This is a genomic window from Pseudomonas sp. HR96, assembly GCF_034059295.1.
In the GTDB taxonomy this organism is placed as follows: domain Bacteria; phylum Pseudomonadota; class Gammaproteobacteria; order Pseudomonadales; family Pseudomonadaceae; genus Aquipseudomonas.
Genome location: NZ_CP139141.1, coordinates 3,536,943 through 3,554,360, shown reverse-complemented (window position 1 = coordinate 3,554,360; position 17,418 = coordinate 3,536,943). Strand labels below are relative to the sequence as shown.

Annotated in this window: 19 protein-coding genes; 10 read left to right on the top strand and 9 right to left on the bottom strand. The window is 64.9% G+C overall.

The features are described 5' to 3' along the window. Nucleotides 1–169 precede the first annotated feature (169 nt). The 3 genes from infA to aat form a co-directional block, all read right to left on the bottom strand. Nucleotides 170–388 (bottom strand): translation initiation factor IF-1, encoded by a 219-nt coding sequence (gene infA, locus SFA35_RS15895; protein WP_002553999.1) that lies wholly within the window; start codon nucleotides 386–388, stop codon nucleotides 170–172. Between the two features lie 100 nt (nucleotides 389–488). Then, on the bottom strand, nucleotides 489–1,196 hold the full coding sequence (locus SFA35_RS15890; RefSeq protein WP_320571500.1) for an arginyltransferase: 708 nt from the start codon (nucleotides 1,194–1,196) through the stop codon (nucleotides 489–491). 74 nt (nucleotides 1,197–1,270) lie between these two features. Then, on the bottom strand, nucleotides 1,271–1,951 hold the full coding sequence (aat, locus tag SFA35_RS15885) for a leucyl/phenylalanyl-tRNA--protein transferase (protein WP_320571499.1): 681 nt from the start codon (nucleotides 1,949–1,951) through the stop codon (nucleotides 1,271–1,273). 414 nt (nucleotides 1,952–2,365) lie between these two features. Here aat and SFA35_RS15880 point away from each other — a divergent pair, with 414 nt between their 5' ends. From SFA35_RS15880 to cysG, 6 genes are read left to right on the top strand one after another with little or no spacing between them, the layout of a single operon-like run. Continuing rightward, complete coding sequence (locus SFA35_RS15880) at nucleotides 2,366–4,924, top strand: DNA translocase FtsK (protein WP_320571498.1); 2,559 nt, start codon at nucleotides 2,366–2,368, stop codon at nucleotides 4,922–4,924. Nucleotides 4,925–4,948: 24 nt separating this feature from the next. After that, on the top strand, nucleotides 4,949–5,575 hold the full coding sequence (gene lolA, locus SFA35_RS15875) for an outer membrane lipoprotein chaperone LolA (RefSeq protein WP_320571497.1): 627 nt from the start codon (nucleotides 4,949–4,951) through the stop codon (nucleotides 5,573–5,575). Nucleotides 5,576–5,593: 18 nt separating this feature from the next. Then, on the top strand, nucleotides 5,594–6,919 hold the full coding sequence (locus SFA35_RS15870) for a replication-associated recombination protein A (RefSeq protein WP_320571496.1): 1,326 nt from the start codon (nucleotides 5,594–5,596) through the stop codon (nucleotides 6,917–6,919). Next, nucleotides 6,916–7,290 (top strand): fluoride efflux transporter CrcB, encoded by a 375-nt coding sequence (gene crcB, locus SFA35_RS15865; RefSeq protein WP_320571495.1) that lies wholly within the window; start codon nucleotides 6,916–6,918, stop codon nucleotides 7,288–7,290. Before SFA35_RS15870 ends, crcB begins: the two co-directional genes overlap by 4 nt. Nucleotides 7,291–7,343: 53 nt before the next feature. Next, nucleotides 7,344–8,624: a serine--tRNA ligase gene (gene serS, locus SFA35_RS15860; RefSeq protein WP_320571494.1), complete on the top strand. Its 1,281-nt coding sequence runs from the start codon at nucleotides 7,344–7,346 to the stop codon at nucleotides 8,622–8,624. Further along, a complete protein-coding gene (gene cysG, locus SFA35_RS15855; protein WP_320571493.1) occupies nucleotides 8,625–10,019 on the top strand; it encodes a siroheme synthase CysG in 1,395 nt (464 codons plus the stop codon). Nucleotides 10,020–10,081: 62 nt separating this feature from the next. On the opposite strand, the gene SFA35_RS15850 is transcribed toward cysG, so the two are convergent. Genes SFA35_RS15850 through tusD form a run of 6 tightly spaced genes read right to left on the bottom strand, consistent with a single transcriptional unit; the run spans nucleotide 10,082 to nucleotide 13,481 of the window. Continuing rightward, nucleotides 10,082–11,056: a glutathione S-transferase family protein gene (locus SFA35_RS15850; protein WP_320571492.1), complete on the bottom strand. Its 975-nt coding sequence runs from the start codon at nucleotides 11,054–11,056 to the stop codon at nucleotides 10,082–10,084. A 56-nt stretch (nucleotides 11,057–11,112) separates the two neighbouring features. Further along, nucleotides 11,113–12,108: a glycosyl transferase family protein gene (locus tag SFA35_RS15845; RefSeq protein WP_320571491.1), complete on the bottom strand. Its 996-nt coding sequence runs from the start codon at nucleotides 12,106–12,108 to the stop codon at nucleotides 11,113–11,115. Next, complete coding sequence (locus SFA35_RS15840) at nucleotides 12,105–12,440, bottom strand: TusE/DsrC/DsvC family sulfur relay protein (protein ID WP_320571490.1); 336 nt, start codon at nucleotides 12,438–12,440, stop codon at nucleotides 12,105–12,107. The genes SFA35_RS15845 and SFA35_RS15840 overlap by 4 nt, the downstream gene beginning before the upstream one ends. Further along, nucleotides 12,437–12,730, bottom strand: a complete 294-nt coding sequence (gene tusB / locus SFA35_RS15835; protein WP_320571489.1) for a sulfurtransferase complex subunit TusB — start codon at nucleotides 12,728–12,730, stop codon at nucleotides 12,437–12,439. Before tusB ends, SFA35_RS15840 begins: the two co-directional genes overlap by 4 nt. Further along, on the bottom strand, nucleotides 12,730–13,089 hold the full coding sequence (tusC, locus tag SFA35_RS15830; protein ID WP_320571488.1) for a sulfurtransferase complex subunit TusC: 360 nt from the start codon (nucleotides 13,087–13,089) through the stop codon (nucleotides 12,730–12,732). The genes tusB and tusC overlap by 1 nt, the downstream gene beginning before the upstream one ends. Beyond that, nucleotides 13,089–13,481: a sulfurtransferase complex subunit TusD gene (gene tusD, locus SFA35_RS15825; RefSeq protein WP_320571487.1), complete on the bottom strand. Its 393-nt coding sequence runs from the start codon at nucleotides 13,479–13,481 to the stop codon at nucleotides 13,089–13,091. The genes tusC and tusD overlap by 1 nt, the downstream gene beginning before the upstream one ends. Nucleotides 13,482–13,669: 188 nt before the next feature. On the opposite strand from tusD, the gene SFA35_RS15820 reads away from it, so the two are divergent. From SFA35_RS15820 to SFA35_RS15805, 4 genes are read left to right on the top strand one after another with little or no spacing between them, the layout of a single operon-like run. Beyond that, a complete protein-coding gene (locus tag SFA35_RS15820) occupies nucleotides 13,670–14,581 on the top strand; it encodes a TauD/TfdA family dioxygenase (protein WP_320571486.1) in 912 nt (303 codons plus the stop codon). Nucleotides 14,582–14,612: 31 nt separating this feature from the next. Then, complete coding sequence (locus tag SFA35_RS15815; RefSeq protein WP_320571485.1) at nucleotides 14,613–15,722, top strand: ABC transporter substrate-binding protein; 1,110 nt, start codon at nucleotides 14,613–14,615, stop codon at nucleotides 15,720–15,722. Nucleotides 15,723–15,727: 5 nt separating this feature from the next. Beyond that, nucleotides 15,728–16,633 carry an ABC transporter permease gene (locus SFA35_RS15810; protein ID WP_320571484.1) on the top strand — a complete coding sequence of 302 codons (906 nt, stop codon included), beginning with the start codon at nucleotides 15,728–15,730 and terminating at the stop codon, nucleotides 16,631–16,633. After that, the gene (locus SFA35_RS15805; protein WP_320571483.1) at nucleotides 16,630–17,409 is read left to right on the top strand and encodes an ABC transporter permease; all 780 of its coding nucleotides are present in this window, start codon (nucleotides 16,630–16,632) and stop codon (nucleotides 17,407–17,409) included. Before SFA35_RS15810 ends, SFA35_RS15805 begins: the two co-directional genes overlap by 4 nt. Nucleotides 17,410–17,418 lie beyond the last annotated feature (9 nt).

Sequence of the window (17,418 nt, the reverse complement as noted above, 5' to 3'; positions counted from 1 at the left end):
TCTGGGCCTGGAGGTCTTCGAATGTGGGAGGGGGCAAAGCCCCCGAGTTTTTGATCTTGCAAGGTCAAGCGCTTGGGGGTTCTGCCCCCTCCCGCGTCGGAGCTGACAAACATTGAGGCGTCACCCACAAAAAAGCCCGGCAATCGCCGGGCTTTTTCGTCTGTGTCGCTTAGCGAGCGCGGTAGGTGATGCGCCCTTTGCTCAAATCATAGGGCGTCAGTTCAACGCGCACCTTGTCGCCGGTCAGGATACGAATGTAATTCTTGCGCATCTTCCCGGAGATATGCGCGGTTACGACGTGCCCATTTTCCAACTCCACGCGAAACATGGTGTTGGGCAGGGTGTCGACGACAGTGCCTTCCATTTCGAAGCTGTCTTCTTTCGACATGCAGTAAAACCCTCGGTATCCAGTTAATGGCCCGGTGCAACTGCGCCAGGCAAAAGCGGCGTGCATTGTGCCCGAAAAAGAGGGGTCAAGCCAAGAGCTATCAGTTCAGGGTGACCCAACGCTGATTGATCAGCAGTTCTATGGGCCGATATTGGGTCTTGTAGTTCATCTTTTTGCAGTTCTTGATCCAGTACCCCAGGTACACCGCCTCCAGGTTCAGGCGCAGCGCTTCGGTGACTTGCCAGAGGATGGCGAAGCGGCCCAGGCTGCGGCGCTCCTCTGCCGGGTCATAGAAGGTGTAGACGGCCGACAGGCCGTTGGGCAGCAGATCGGTGACCGCCACTGCCACCAGCCGGCCTTGCAGGCGAAACTCGTAGAAGCGCGAGAACGGCAGGTCGCGGACCAGGAAGGTGGAAAACTGATCGCGGCTGGGCGGGTACATGTCGCCGTCGGCATGACGCTGCTCGATGTAGCGCTGGTAGAGGTCGAAGTACTCGTCGGTGAACGCCGGGGTCACCGAGGTCACTTGAAGGTCGGCGTTGCGCTTGAGAATGCGCCGCTGCTGGCGGCTGGGCAGGAAATCGGCGACCGGGATGCGCGCCGGCACGCAGGCGTTGCAGCGCTGGCAGTGCGGGCGGTACAGGTGGTCGCCGCTGCGCCGAAAGCCCATCTCCGAGAGGTCGGCGTAGACGTTGGCGTCCATCGGCTGGCTGGGGTCGAGGAACAGCGTGGTGGCCTGCTCCTCGGGCAGGTAGCTGCACGAGTGGGGTTGAGTGGCATAAAACTTCAGGCGCGCCAGCTCGGTCATGATCAACCCTCGGAATAAAGCTTTACAGCAAGTGTATGCCAGCTCGCGGGAGCGCGCCTAGCAAACCGACGGCGCTAGCAGATCCAGCTGGCGCTGTTGGGTTGGTCGAGGTAGCGCGCCAGGTAGTCGGCGAATTCGGCGCGGCTGATCGAGGTGGCGCCCAGGCTTTGCAGGTGGCCGGTGGGCATCTGGCAGTCGATCAACTGGAATCCGCCCTGCTGCAGGTGCCGGACCAGCGTTGCGAAGCCGACCTTGGAGGCGTTGTCGGCGCGGCTGAACATCGACTCGCCGAAAAACAACTGGCCCATTGCCAGGCCGTACAGGCCGCCGACCAGGCTTTCGCCGTCCCAGACCTCCACCGAGTGGGCGATGCCGCGGGCGTGCAGCTCGATGTAGGCGGCCTGCATGTTGCTGGTGATCCAGGTGCCGTCGGCATAGCTGCGCGGCGCGGCGCACGCCCTGATGACCTCGGCGAAGCAGTGATCGAAGCTGACCCGGTAGCGTTGCTGGCGCAGCAGCTTGGCCAGGCTGCGCGAAACATGCAGTTGCGCGGGAAACAGCACGGTGCGTGGATCCGGCGACCACCAGAGGATCGGCTGGCTGTCGTCATGCCACGGGAAGCAGCCGTGCCGGTAGGCGGCGACCAGGCGTTCGGGGCTCAGGTCGCCGCCAGCTGCCAGCAGGCCGTTGGGCTCGCGCATCGCTTTGTCGAGTGGGGGGAAAACCAGGTCGGTGCGTTTGAGCCAGGTCAGCATGCAGGTGTGATTCGCGAAAGGGGAGGGCGGTCCCGGTGACTGGAAACCTAGCATCTGCCGCCAGCCCCGTCACCCTCGGGCCAAGCAAAGGTGTCTGCGGCGAGGGTTTCATGCAATTTTTCCGGAAAATTGCAGTCAGAGCCGGTTGCACTGCAAAAACATCGCATAAGCCTTTGTCACACAACGAAATGCGTGGTCAAATCAAAGCCATTTGGCTGTCGATGGATTGCAGTGACAGGCGGACTGCTGAGCAACCATATGGCCATCGTGGCAACGTTATGGCAAATACGTACAATGTGCAGTCCGTTATGTTCGTCCCTTTTTACCTGTGCGGTCCTTTTCACTTGAGCGTGACCGTCTCTTTTCAGTCGATATTCGTTTGGACGCGCTGTCAGGCGCAGGAATAGAAGCGTTTTGAAGAAATCCACCGCAACCTCCGCTCCCGTGCCGCTCTGGCGCCAACACATCCACTACCGGCTCAAGGAAGGTGCGCTCATCGCCATGGGCGCTCTGTGCCTGTACCTGCTGATGGCCTTGCTGACCTACGATCAGACCGATCCGGGTTGGAGCCACTCCAGCCATTCGGCGCAGGTGCAGAACGCCGCTGGCCGGGCCGGGTCCTTTGCCGCCGACATCCTGTTCATGGTGCTGGGCTATTTCGCCTACGTGTTCCCGTTGCTGCTGGCGGTCAAGACCTGGCAGATCTTCCGCGAACGGCACCAGCCGTGGCAGTGGAGCGGCTGGCTGTTCTCCTGGCGCCTGATCGGCCTGGTCTTTCTGGTGCTGTCGGGCGCCGCGCTGGCGCATATCCATTTCCACTCGGCGCCCAACCTGCCGGCCTCGGCCGGCGGCGCGCTGGGCGAAAGCCTGGGCGACCTGGCGCGCAACGCCTTGAACGTGCAGGGCAGCACCCTGCTGTTCATCGCCCTGTTCCTGTTCGGCCTGACCGTGTTCACCGACCTGTCGTGGTTCAAGGTGATGGACGTCACCGGCAAGATCACCCTTGACCTGCTGGAGCTGGTGCAGGGTGCTGCCGGGCGCTGGTGGACGGCGCGCAACGAACGCAAGCAACTGGTGGCCAAGCTGCGCCAGGTCGACGAGCCGGCGTTCGCCCGCCAGGAGCCGGCCAGGCCGGTGGCGAGTGAGTCGCTGCGGGCCAGGCCGCGAGTGGTCGAGCCGTCGTTGGCCGAGGCGGCGCCATTGGACAAGCCCGCCCCGGCGCCCATCGTCGCCGAGCGGCCCAAGCCTGTCGTGGTCGCGCCAGCGGCCCCGGTCGCTGCGGCCCGGCCGGTGCCGGCGCCAGCCACTCCAGGGGTCGATCCGTTACTGGCGCGCATGTCGGTGCCGATCCAGCCCCTGGGGGAGACCCATAACGGCGTCAGCGCTGCGGCCACGCCGTTCAAGCCGGCCGAAACCAGCAAGCGTGTAGAGAAGGAAAAGCAGGCCAGCCTGTTCGTCGACAATGGCCTGGCCGGTACCTTGCCGCCGATCTCGATCCTCGATCCGGCGGAAAAGAAGCAGGTCAACTATTCGCCTGAGTCGCTCGCCGGGGTCGGTCAGCTGCTCGAGATCAAGCTCAAGGAGTTCGGTGTGGAAGTCAGCGTCGACTCCATCCACCCGGGTCCGGTGATCACCCGGTACGAGATACAACCGGCCGCCGGGGTCAAGGTCAGCCGCATCTCCAACCTGGCCAAGGACCTGGCGCGTTCGCTGGCCGTGCTCAGCGTGCGTGTGGTCGAGGTGATTCCGGGCAAGACCACCGTGGGCATCGAGATTCCCAACGAAGACCGGCAGATCGTGCGCTTCTCCGAAGTGCTGTCTTCGCCCCAATACGACGACGCCACTTCGCCGGTCACCCTGGCGCTGGGTCATGACATCGGTGGCAAGCCGGTGATCACTGACCTGGCGAAGATGCCGCACCTGCTGGTGGCCGGTACCACCGGCTCCGGCAAGTCGGTGGGGGTCAACGCGATGATCCTGTCGATCCTGTTCAAGTCGGGCCCCGAAGACGCCAAGATGATCATGATCGACCCGAAGATGCTCGAGCTGTCGATCTACGAAGGCATCCCGCACCTGCTGTGCCCGGTGGTCACCGACATGAAGGACGCCGCCAACGCCCTGCGCTGGAGCGTTGCCGAGATGGAACGGCGCTACAAGCTGATGGCCGCCATGGGCGTGCGCAACCTGGCCGGTTTCAACCGCAAGGTCAAGGACGCCGAGGCCGAGGGCATGCCCCTGGCCGACCCGCTGTACAAGCGCGAAAGCATGCACGACGAGGCGCCGCTGTTGAAGACCCTGCCGACCATCGTGGTGGTGGTCGACGAATTCGCCGACATGATGATGATCGTCGGCAAGAAGGTCGAAGAGCTGATCGCGCGTATCGCGCAGAAGGCGCGGGCCGCTGGCATCCACCTGATCCTCGCCACCCAGCGCCCCTCGGTGGACGTGATCACCGGCCTGATCAAGGCCAACATCCCGACCCGCATGGCGTTCCAGGTGTCGAGCAAGATCGACTCGCGGACCATCATCGACCAAGGGGGTGCCGAGCAGCTGCTGGGCCACGGTGACATGCTCTACATGCCGCCGGGCACCAGCCTGCCGATTCGCGTGCACGGCGCCTTCGTTTCCGACGACGAAGTGCATCGCGTGGTCGAGGCGTGGAAGCAGCGCGGCGTGCCGGACTACAACGAAGATATTCTGGCCGGCGTCGAAGAGGCCGGCAGCGGCTTCGAGAACGGCGGTGGCGGCGGTGGCGATGGCGACGACAGTGAAAGCGACGCCTTGTACGACGAAGCCGTCAATTTCGTCCTGGAAAGCCGCCGGGCATCGATTTCCGCGGTGCAGCGCAAGCTCAAGATCGGCTACAACCGCGCAGCACGCATGATCGAAGCCATGGAAATGGCCGGCGTGGTCACGCCAATGAACACCAACGGTTCCCGGGAAGTCATCGCCCCCGGGCCGATGCGCGACTAAATGAATCTACTCATGAGGAATTCCATGCGCCTTATTCGCATGCTGCTGGTGTCTGCTCTGCCGCTGTTCGCCACCCTGCCGGCCCTGGCGGCCGACACTGACGTGACGCGACTGACCCAGCTTCTGGAAAAATCCCAGACCTTGACCGGGCGCTTCTCACAGCTGACCCTCGACGGTGGCGGCACCCAGCTGCAGGAAACGTCCGGCGAAATGACCCTGCAGCGCCCTGGCCTGTTCAACTGGCACACCGACGCACCGCAGGAACAGTTGATGGTCTCGGACGGCAAGAAGGTCTCGCTGTGGGACCCGGACCTGGAACAGGTGACCATCAAGACCCTTGACCAGCGCCTGACCCAGACCCCGGCCTTGCTGCTGTCCGGTGACGTCTCGAAGATCAGCCAGAGCTTCGACATCACCTCCAAGGAACAGGGCGACATCATCGACTTCATCCTCAAGCCCAAAGCCAAGGACACCTTGTTCGACTCCCTGCGTCTGTCGTTTCGCGGCGGCTTGATCAACGACATGCAACTGATCGACAGCGTCGGCCAGCGCACCAATATTCTCTTTACCGGGGTCAAGGCCAACCAGCCTGTGGAACCCGGCAAGTTCAAGTTCGACGTGCCCAAAGGCGCCGACGTGATTCAGGAATAAGAGGCTCCCACGACGTCCATGGATCTGTTTCGCAGCGAACCCATCGCTCAACCCCTGGCAGCCCGACTGCGCGCGAGCAATCTGGACGAATACGTCGGCCAGGAGCATCTGCTGGCGCGCGGCAAGCCGCTGCGTGAGGCGATCGAGCAGGGCGCGCTGCACTCGATGATCTTCTGGGGCCCGCCCGGGGTCGGCAAGACGACCCTGGCGCGGCTGCTGGCCAAGGTGTCCGACGCCCATTTCGAAACCGTCTCGGCGGTGCTGGCTGGGGTCAAGGAGATCCGCCAGGCGGTGGAAATCGCCAAGCAGCAGGCCGGGCAGTATGGCCGGCGCACCATCCTGTTCGTCGACGAAGTGCACCGCTTCAACAAGTCGCAGCAGGACGCCTTCCTGCCGTACGTCGAAGACGGCACGCTGATCTTCATCGGCGCCACCACCGAAAATCCCTCGTTCGAGCTGAACAACGCCCTGCTGTCCAGGGCCCGTGTCTACGTGCTCAAGAGCCTCGATGAGGCGGCGCTGCGCAAGCTGGTCGATCGCGCCCTGACCGAAGAGAAGGGTCTGGGCAAACGCCAGCTGCGCCTGGGCGACGAAGCGTTCAAGATGCTCCTGGCCGCCGCCGACGGCGATGGCCGACGCCTGCTCAACCTGCTGGAGAACGCCTCGGACCTGGCCGAGGACGGCGAGGAAATCGGCACCGAGCTGCTGCAGAGCCTGCTGGGCGACACCCGCCGACGCTTCGACAAGGGCGGCGAGGCCTTCTACGACCAGATCTCGGCGCTGCACAAGTCAGTGCGCGGCTCCAACCCCGATGCCGCGCTGTACTGGTTCGCGCGCATGCTCGATGGTGGTTGCGACCCCTTGTACCTGGCCCGGCGCGTGGTGCGCATGGCCAGCGAAGATATTGGCAACGCCGACCCGCGCGCCCTCAGCCTGTGCCTGTCGGCCTGGGACGTGCAGGAGCGCCTGGGCAGCCCTGAAGGGGAGCTGGCGGTGGCACAGGCCATCGTCTACATCGCCTGTGCGCCGAAGAGCAATGCGGTGTACATGGGTTTCAAGGCGGCCATGCGCGAGGCGGCCGAGCACGGCTCGCTGGAAGTGCCGCTGCACTTGCGCAACGCGCCGACCAAGCTCATGAAGCAGCTGGGCTACGGCGAAGAATACCGCTACGCCCACGACGAGCCCGACGCCTACGCCGCCGGGGAAGACTACTTCCCCGAAGCCCTGGAGCCACGGGCCTACTACCAGCCGGTGCCGCGCGGCCTGGAATTGAAGATTCGCGAAAAACTCAGCCACCTCGCGGTACTCGACCGCAACAGCCCGCGCCGCCGGAGAAAGGATTGATCCCTACTATTATCGCCGTCACGCTGGGCGGCATCGTCGGAACACTGTTACGCTTCGCCACCGGCACCTATGTAGTGGCCAATTGGCCGCGTTTTTTCTACAGCGCCACCTTGGCGGTGAACATCGTCGGCTGCCTGCTGATCGGCTACCTTTACGGCTTGTTCCTGATTCGTCCGGAGATTCCCGTGGAAGTGCGTTCGGGCCTGATCGTCGGCTTCATCGGCGGCCTGACCACGTTTTCCTCTTTTTCCCTGGATACAGTGCGCTTGTTGGAAAGCGGGCAGGGCCTGGTAGCCGTCGGCTACTGTGCCATCAGCGTATTCGGCGGGCTGTTCGCCACCTGGGCGGGCCTGGCCCTGACACGGCTGTAAGCCGAGTTTCCAAACCTATTTCGAACCAGATTCTGACCAGCGAGAGACCTACAATGCTCGATTCCAAACTGTTACGTGGCCAACTCCAGGACGTAGCGGACCGCCTGGCCAGTCGTGGCTACAGCCTCGACGTGGCACGCATCGAAGCGCTGGAAGCCCAGCGCAAGACCGTGCAGACCCGCACCGAGCAATTGCAGGCCGATCGAAACGCCCGTTCCAAATCCATTGGTCAGGCCAAGCAGCGTGGCGAAGACATCGCCCCGTTGATGGCGGACGTCGACCGCATGGCCGGCGAACTGACCGCTGGCAAGGCCGAACTGGACGCCTTGCAGGTCGAGCTCGACGCGATCCTGCTGGGCATCCCCAACCTGCCCCATGAATCGGTACCGGTGGGTGCCGACGAAGACGGCAACGTCGAAGTGCGCCGCTGGGGCAGCCCCACTGCGTTCGACTTCCCGATCCAGGACCACGTGGCCCTGGGCGAAAAGTTCGGCTGGCTGGATTTCGAAACCGCCGCCAAGCTCTCCGGTGCGCGTTTTGCCCTGCTGCGTGGGCCCATCGCGCGCCTGCACCGCGCCCTGGCGCAGTTCATGATCAACCTGCACGTCGGCGAGCATGGCTACGAAGAGGCCTACACCCCGTACCTGGTGCAGGCGCCGGCGCTGCAGGGCACCGGTCAGCTGCCCAAGTTCGAGGAAGACCTGTTCAAGATCAGCCGCGACGGCGAGGCCGACCTGTACCTGATCCCGACCGCCGAAGTGTCGCTGACCAACATTGTTGCCGGCGAGATTCTCGACGCCAAACAGCTGCCGCTCAAGCTCGTCGCCCACACGCCCTGCTTTCGCAGCGAAGCCGGTGCGTCGGGTCGCGACACTCGCGGCATGATTCGCCAGCACCAGTTCGACAAGGTCGAAATGGTCCAGGTGGTCGAGCCGAGCAAGTCGATGCAAGCCCTGGAAAGCCTCACCGCCAACGCCGAGCGCGTGCTCCAGGCACTGGAACTGCCGTATCGCGTGCTGGCGCTGTGCACCGGCGACATGGGTTTCAGCGCGGTGAAAACCTACGACCTGGAAGTCTGGGTACCGAGCCAGGACAAGTACCGCGAGATTTCCTCGTGCTCCAACACCGGCGACTTCCAGGCGCGGCGCATGCAGGCGCGCTGGCGCAACCCGGAAACCGGCAAGCCGGAGCTGGTGCATACCCTCAACGGCTCCGGTTTGGCCGTGGGCCGCACCCTGGTCGCGGTGCTGGAAAACTATCAGCAGGCCGACGGTTCTATCCGCGTGCCTGAGGTGCTCAAGCCCTATATGGGCGGCCTCGAGGTCATCGGCTGAATGGAATACCTGCCGCTGTTTCACAACCTGCGCGCCAGCAAGGTGCTGGTGGTCGGCGGCGGCGAGATTGCCTTGCGCAAATCTCGCCTGCTGGCCGATGCCGGCGCCGTGCTGCGCGTGGTGGCGCCGGCCATCGACAGTCAGCTCGCCGAGCTGATTGCCAGCGGCGGCGGCGAAGCTTTGCTACGCGGCTATCAGGAGCAGGACCTCGACGGCTGCCAGCTGGTCATCGCCGCCACTGACGACGAGGCGCTCAACGCTCAGGTGTCGGCCGATGCGCGGCGGCGCTGCGTGCCGGTCAACGTGGTGGACGCGCCGGCGCTGTGCAGCGTGATCTTCCCGGCCATCGTCGACCGTTCACCCCTGGTGGTGGCGGTGTCCAGTGGTGGCGACGCGCCAGTGCTGGCGCGCCTGATCCGTGCGCGCCTGGAGGCCTGGATTCCAGCCACCTACGGTGAGCTGGCCGGGCTGGCCGCGCGTTTTCGCCAGCGGGTCAAGGCACTCTATCCTGATGTGCAGCAACGTCGCGCGTTCTGGGAAGAAGTGTTCCAAGGACCGATTGCCGACCGCCAACTGGCCGGGCAGGGCGCCGAGGCCGAGCGCCTGCTGGAAGCCAAATTGGTAGGCGCGCCGCCTCACGCCCCCGGCGAGGTCTATCTGGTGGGCGCCGGCCCGGGCGATCCAGATCTGCTGACCTTCAAGGCCCTGCGCCTGATGCAGCAGGCTGACGTCGTGCTGTACGACCGACTGGTGGCGCCGGCCATCGTCGAGCTGTGCCGTCGCGACGCCGAACGCATCTACGTCGGCAAGCGCCGCGCCGAGCATGCGGTGCCGCAAGAGCAGATCAACCAGCAGCTGGTAACCTTGGCCAAACAGGGCAAGCGGGTGGTGCGCCTCAAGGGCGGCGACCCGTTCATCTTTGGCCGCGGTGGCGAAGAGATCGAGGAGCTGGCGGCCCATGGCATACCCTTCCAGGTGGTGCCGGGCATCACCGCGGCCAGCGGCTGCGCGGCCTATGGCGGCATTCCGCTGACCCACCGTGACTACGCCCAGTCGGTGCGCTTCATCACCGGCCACCTGAAGAACCATACCAGCGACCTGCCCTGGCCCGATCTGGTCGCACCGGCGCAAACGTTGGTGTTCTACATGGGCCTGATCGGTTTGCCGATCATCTGCGCCGAACTGATCAAACACGGCCGCGCGGCCGATACCCCGGCGGCGCTGGTCCAGCAGGGCACCACGCCGAATCAGCGGGTGTTCACCGGCACCTTGGCCAACCTGCCGCAGCTGGTGGCCGAGCATGAGGTGCATGCACCGACCTTGGTGATCGTCGGTGAAGTGGTGCAATTGCGCGACAAGCTGAAGTGGTTCGAAGGGGCGCAAGGCACGGTCTGACGCCCGTAAGACCGAGCTCGCTCGGGAGCAGCAGCCCCCAAGATTCCCAAGCAGGCCGGGTCCTACAGTCGGCCTCGATCGTGGGCCGCATTGAAATTCAGTCGGGGCCCCTTCGGCACCAGGCCGTTGGGGTTGATGGTCTTGTGGCTCATGTAATAGTGATGCTTGATGTGCTCGAAATTGACCGTCTCGGCCACCCCTGGCCATTGGTAGATTTCCCGCGACCAGTTGGACAGGTTCGGGTAGTCGACGATGCGTCGCAAGTTGCACTTGAAGTGGCCGTGGTAGACCGCATCAAAACGCACGATGGTGGTGAACAGGCGAATATCAGCCTCGGTCAGCTGGCTGCCAGCCAGGTAGCGCTGCGCTCCCAGTAGCGCCTCCAGCCTGTCCAGCTCGGCGAACACCTCATCGAACGCCTCTTCATAGGCGTGCTGCTGCGTGGCAAAGCCTGCGCGGTATACCCCATTGTTCACTGCGGGGTAGATGGCGTCGTTCAGCGCGTCGATCTGCCCGCGCAGGGCTTGAGGGTAGAAGTCCAGGGTATTGCCGGTCAGGCCGTCGAAGGCGCTATTGAACATGCGGATGATCTCCGACGACTCGTTGCTGACGATGCGCTGGCGCTCGATGTCCCACAATACCGGCACGGTGACCCGGCCGCTGAAGTCAGGGGTTTCCTGGGTGTACAACTGATGCAGGAACTGCAGTTGGCCCAGGGCGTCGCCCGTGGAGCCTCGGCTCTTGTCGAAGGTCCAGCCGTTTTCGCCCATCAGCCAGGCCACCACCGACACATCGATCAGGCCCTCGAGGCCCTTCAGGCGACGCATGATCAAGGTGCGATGGGCCCAGGGGCAGGCCAGCGAGACATACAGATGGTAACGCCCGGCCTGTGCCGGGAAGCCACCTTCGCCGCTGGGCCCCGGGGCCCCGTCGGCGGTCACCCAGTTGCGGTGTTTGGCAGCCTCGCGCTGAAACGCGCCGTCCTTGCTGCTTTCGTACCACTGGTCATGCCAGTGCCCGTCAATAAGCAAACCCATCGGTGACCTGCCTTGTGTCTGAACGCGTGGAGTTACCCTATCAGACTGCGCCCCGGTCAGGTCGTGCGGTTGAGCCAATAGCGCTCGGCGTTGGCGAATGCCTGTTCGCGCGGCTGGCCGAGGCCGCGCAGGGCCAGGGCAATGGTCGCCAGCACGGCTTTTTCACCGTAGCTGTCGGCCTGCTCGCCGCGCCATACGGCGAGCAATTGCGCGGGATCGAGGCTGGCCGGCTTGACGTGGCGTTGCTCGGCCAGCGCTGGCCACTCTTCGTCCCAGGCGACGTGGGCCGTGGTGCCGTAGAGGTGGCTGAGGGTGTCGGGGTTGATCTCGATCTCGCCGCCGTCGCCCTTGATGACGATGACGTTGTCACCCAGCAGGGTGCTGGCGTCGCGGTGCACCGCCTGGTAGCCGGGGTGAAAGATGCTCTGCAGGCCGACCTTGGCCCCTAGCGGGTTGAGCAACCGCGCCAGCGAATGGATTGGCGAGCGCAGGCCGAGGATGTTGCGCAGGTCGATCATCTGCTGGAACGCGGGCGCCCAGTCGGCCAGCGGCATGAAAGCCGGCTGGCGATTGTCCATGGCCACCTGCACGGCCGCCCAGTCGCGGCACAGGGGAATGTCCAGCACCCCCAGCAACTGCTCGGTGTACAGGCGCCCGGCGGTGTGCGCCCCGGCACCGTGCATGAAAATGCGCAGGCCGTTGGCGGCCAGCGTCTTGGCCGCCAGCAGGTACCAGGGCAGGTGGCGCTTCTTGCCGGCGTAGCTGGGCCAGTCGATGTCCACCGCCAGTGGCGGCACCTGCAGGCGGCGGCGCAGGGCGTCGGTGAAGCCGGCGAGCTCCTCCGCGCTCTCTTCCTTGTGCCGCAACAGCATCAGGAATGCGCCCAGTTGCGCCGGCTCCACCGCGCCATCGAGGATCATGCCCATGGCCTCGGCAGCTTCCTCGCGGGTCAGGTTGCGCGCGCCGCGCTTGCCTTTGCCGAGGATGCGCACGAACACTGCGAAGGGATGCTCGGTCGGGGTCGTGAGGGTCAGGGGGGCGAGGTCGGTCATATGCAGTTGGTCGGCTTGGGCAGGCCCGCGAGCTTCGCGGCGAGTTTGGCGGGAGTGCCGTTGAACAGGCGGTTCAGGTGCAGGCTGTTGCCCTTGTCGGCGCCCAGCTTGAGCGCGGTGTACTTGATCAGCGGGCGGGTGGCCGGTGACAGCTGAAACTCTTCGTAGAACGCGCGCAGCAGCTGCAGCACCTCCCAGTGCTCGTCGGTCAGGGCGATGCCTTCGCGCTCGGCCAGCGCCCGGGCCACCGCCGGGTTCCAGTCGTCAAGGTCGACCAGAAAGCCATCCTTGTCCAGCCCGATGCTGCGCGAGTCGATGTTCAACGCATTCATAGCCAGCTGTTGACCTTGTCGTAGTCGAGGGTCAGCTGGACGAACGCCGGGTAGTCCAGGGCGGCGACCTGCGCCGTCGCCTGCAGGCCGCGCGCCTCGAGGTCTTCGGCCAGGGCGTAGAGCCGCAGTTGACGCTGCTCGAGGGCTGCCAGCGCCGCGGTACCAGGCTGCAAGGCGTACACCGCGTCGCCGCTGAGCAGCAGGCCATCGTGCGCGCCGAGCAGGCGCAGGCAGCTGTCGAAACGGCTGTCGCTGAAAGGCGAGTGGGAAAGCACGTGCAAGGTCGTCATCAGAGGGTCATCACACAGTCGAATCGATCGATCAGGGCGGCCAGTGCGGCGTCTCCCAGTACTTGCGCCGGCAGGCTCGGTGCCAGCTGCAACAAGCCGCGGCGGGCCAGGCTGGCGCTGCACACATAGAGCTCGTCAACGCCGAACATCGGCAGGGCGGCCAGGTTGGCGGCCAGGTCTTTCTGCTGTAACCGGGCGGGTTGCTGCGCAGTTGCCAGCTGGAATACGCCGTCGTCGAGAAACAGCATGGCCAACGGCAGGTCGTAGGCGCCACCGGCCAAGGCAATGTCCAGCGCTTCGCGCGGCCCGGTCCCGGACCACGGCGCCTGGCGGCTGATGATCAGCATCGACTTGGCCATCAGGCACCCCCGAAGCTGATCAGGCGATCGGCTTGCTGCGCGGCTTCGTGCAGCTGGCCCAGGCCGGACAGCACCCAGGGCTGCGGCAGGTTGGCCGCCGGGCGGCTGTGGCGCGTGGCTTCCTGCTCGTCTAGCACACCGCGGCGCAAGGCGGCGGCGATGCACACCACGGCGTCGAGCCGATGGTGCTCGACGAATTCACGCCACTGCCGTGCGGTGTCCAGTTCGTCCTGGGGCGCCACGACGTTGCCCGAGGCGCTGTTGACGCCGTCCTGATAGAAAAACAGCCGGACGATTTCATGGCCGCCCGCCAACACCGCCTCGGCAAAGCGCAATGCGCGGCGCGAGGAGGGCGCATGGGCGGGGGCAAACAGGGCAATGGCGAATTTCATGGGGGGCTCTGGCTGGCGATATAGCGCGAATGATAAAGCCTGGCGCATGAAAAAGCTCAGGCTTGCATTCACCAGGGCTGCCGCTCGACAGAATTTCTCACACTATTGATATGCAAATTAGTGATTGGTCGTTCTGTTTTTTATGCATTTATGATCTGGCCCACAACAAACCCGAGAAAGGAGTTCCCATGGCGATCCAGATCAAACCGGTGGCCGGCCGTATCGGCGCGCAATTGGACGGCATCGATCTGGCCGGCGACATCAGCGCGGCCGATTTCACTTTCATCAACCAGGCGCTGCTCAAGTACAAGGTGCTGTTCTTGCGTGAACAGCACCTGAGCGACGAGCAGCACGAAGCCTTCTCGCGCCGTTTCGGCGACCAGGTGCCGCACCCCACGGTACGCTCGGCCGAGCAGAGCAATGCCATCCTGCATCTGGACGCCAAGGAAACCCGCGCCAACTCCTGGCACACCGACGTCACGTTCGTCGCCAACTACCCGAAGATTTCCATCCTGCGCGGGGTGGTGATTCCGCCCTACGGCGGCGACACCGTGTGGGCCAACACCGCCACGGCCTACGCCGACCTGCCAGGGCCGCTGCAGACCCTGGCCGACAGCCTGCGCGCGGTGCATACCAACGTCTACGACTATGCCGCGCCGCGCGATACCGGGGAGGCGGGGCGCAAGCGCTATCGCGAGCAGTTCACCGCCCAGGTCTACGAGACCGAGCATCCGCTGGTCCGCGTGCATCCGGAAACCGGCGAGCGCACCTTGCTGCTCGGGCACTTCCTCAAGCATATCCAGGGTGTCAGCAGCAACGACTCCAAGCAGCTGGTGCGCCTGTTCCACGACCGCATCACCCACGTCGACAACACCGTGCGCTGGCGCTGGCAGCAGGGCGACGTGGTGATCTGGGACAACCGCGCTACCCAACATATCGCCGTCAACGACTACGGCGACGCCGAGCGCATCGTCCGTCGCACCACCGTCGCTGGCGATGTGCCGGTCGGCGTGGACGGACGCCCGAGCCAGGCGCTGCTGCCTTCGCCCGATGCGCGCTCGCCAAAGACCGAAGCCGACAAAAAACACCTTGCGGCCTGATGGTCGCCCTTTACCGGTAAGGATACGCTCGATGGCCAAGTCCAATTTCCGCTTCAACCGCTCGCGTCAGGCCGTTTTCGGTTTGCTGGGCTTGTGCCTGACGGCAGGTGCCCAGGCCGACGTACTGCGCATCGGCGTTGCCAGTGCGGGCGGCGGCGACCCGATCACTTTTGGCGGTTCGCCACTGAGCGTGGTGCGCAATCAGCAATTGCTGGAAAAAGCCTTTGCCGGCACAGGCACCGAGGTCCAGTGGTTCTTCTTCAAGGGGGCGGGGCCGGCGATCAACGAGGCGCTGTCCAACCAGCAGCTGGACTTCGCCTACGAGGGCGACCTGCCCCAGGTGGTGGCCCGCTCCAACGGTCTGGACACCAAGCTGCTGGCGGCCATCGGGGTACGCTCCAATGTCTACCTGGCGGTGCCCAAGGGCTCGGACATCAAGACCATCGAGGACCTCAAGGGCAAGAAGGTGGCACTGTTTCGCGGCACCAACGCCCACCTGGTGGCAATCAACCTGCTGGCGGCCCATGGCCTGACCGAGCGTGACCTCAAGGTCATCAACCTCGACGCCGGCAGCAGTCAGGCCGCCTTGGCCTCCAAGGGCGTGGACGCCGCCTTCGGTGGTCGCGAGCTGTTCAAGCTGCGCGACGAGGGCCTGGCCGACGTCATCTACGACAACCCCCAGGGCGATGTCCGCTACACCCGCCAGTTGGCCCTGGTGGTGCGCGGGCCGTACGAGAAAGAACATCCCGAGAACGTGCAGAAAGTCGTCGACACCCTGGTCGACGCGGCAAAATGGGAATCCGAGCCGGCCAACCGCGACGCGGTGCTGGCCGAATGGACCAAGGCCAACGAGCCACTCGCTTCGCTCAAGGCCGACTTTGCCCATGTCAGCCTGCGCGACAGCGCTTCGCCCCTGATCGACCCCTTCCTGCGCACCCGCTACCAGGCAGTGGCCGACCAGGCCAAGGAAGAAAAACTGATCCGCCGCCCGGTAAGCATCGACGGCTGGTTCGACGCGCGTTACCTGGACACCGCCCTCAAGGCCAAGGGCCTGGAAAACTACTGGACCCCCTACGCGCCTGACGGCAAACAACCGGCCAACAGCACGGCATCGGCGACGCCGGTGGCCAGCGGAGGTTGACCCTGATGGCCAAGGCTAACGCTCGCCTCCTGGCGCCACCGGCTGCGGCACCTGTCGTCAAGCGCCTGCCCCCGGCACCCCTGCGCGCGCCGCGACAGGTGGCGGTGGCGCCCCGCCGGTTCGCGCTGTGGCGGGCGCGCCTGCAGCGGTTCGGCCTGCCGTGGCTGTTGCCGCTGGCGCTGTTCGCCCTGTGGCAGCTCGGCACTCGCCAAGGTTGGCTGCCCGAGCAGGTGTTGCCGCCGCCGGCCTATGTCTACGACGCCCTGCATGATCTGGTGGTCAGCGGCGACCTGTGGCGCAACGCGGCCGCCAGCCTGCAGCGGGTCGTCGTCGGCTTTGGCCTGGGGGCGGTGATCGGCCTGTCGCTGGGCCTGGTGATGGGGTTGTCGCGCAGCGCCGAGGAGTACCTGTTCCCGACCTTCAACGCCATGGTGCAGATTCCGGTGCTGGGCTGGTTGCCGTTCGCCTTGCTGCTGTTCGGCATCGGCGAGCCGCTCAAGTATGCGCTGATCGCCATGGCGGCCATGGTGCCCGTGACCCTGTGCACCTTGCAGGCCTTTCGCCAGGCTCCCGCAGGGCTGCTGGAAGTCGGTCGGGTCTATGGCTTCAGCGACCGCCAGCAGGTGCTCGCCATCGTGTTGCCGGCTGCCGTGCCAACCTTGTTCACCGGGCTGCGCCTGGGCTTTACCAAGGCCTGGCTGTCGCTGGTGGTGGTCGAACTGGTGGCCTCCAGCGAAGGCCTGGGCTACCTGATCGTTTACGGACGCCAGCTGTTCCAGCTGGATCTGGTGATGGCTGCAGTGGTAGTGGTCGGTGCCGTCGGCTGGTTGATCGACCGACTGTTCGACCTGGCCGAGCAACGGCTTGGCGGTCGGCAGGGCCGATCGGCGCACGGGAGTGGCATGGCATGAGTACTCAGGTGTTCCATCAACGCCGTGCCTGGCGCGGCTGGGTACTGCCACTGGGCCTGATCGCCCTGTGGTGGCTGGCCTCGGCGCTGGGCTGGAGCCATTCGGGGCTGCTGGTCTCGCCGCAAAAGGTCGCGGCCACTGCCTGGGACCAGGTCAGCTCTGCACAGTTCTGGCGGGCCATCGGTTCAAGCCTCGCGCGCAACCTCAGCGGCTTCGTCATTGGCACGCTGCTGGGCCTGGTGTTGGGCTGCGTGCTGGGGCTGTCGCCTTTGGCCGAACGCCTGGTCGGGCCCAGCTTCAACACCTTCAAACAGATTTCCCTGTTCGCCTGGATCCCGCTGATTTCAGTGTGGTTCGGCCTCGGCGACGTGGCCAAGGTGGTGTTCCTCTCGCTGGCCGCCCTGGTGCCCGTGGTGGTCAACACCTGCGACGGCCTGCGCGGCGTGCCGCCCAGTTTGCTGGAAGTGGCGCGGGTGTACCGCTTCACGCGCTGGCAGACCATCATCGGCGTCATGCTGCCGGCTGCGTTGCCGTCGATCTTCACCGGCCTGTACCTGGCCCTGGTCTACTCGTGGCTGGCCACCATCGGCGCTGAATACCTGCTGGTGTCGGGGGAGGGCATCGGCAACACGCTGATCGACGGCAGCGAGCACTTCATGATGGACCTGGTGCTGTTCGGCATGATCGTCATCGGTCTGGTCGGCTTTGCCCTGAACACCCTGGCGCGGCGCCTGGAGCGCCGGCTGCAGCATCTGTACGGCGTGGCACCACGCTGACTCACTTTA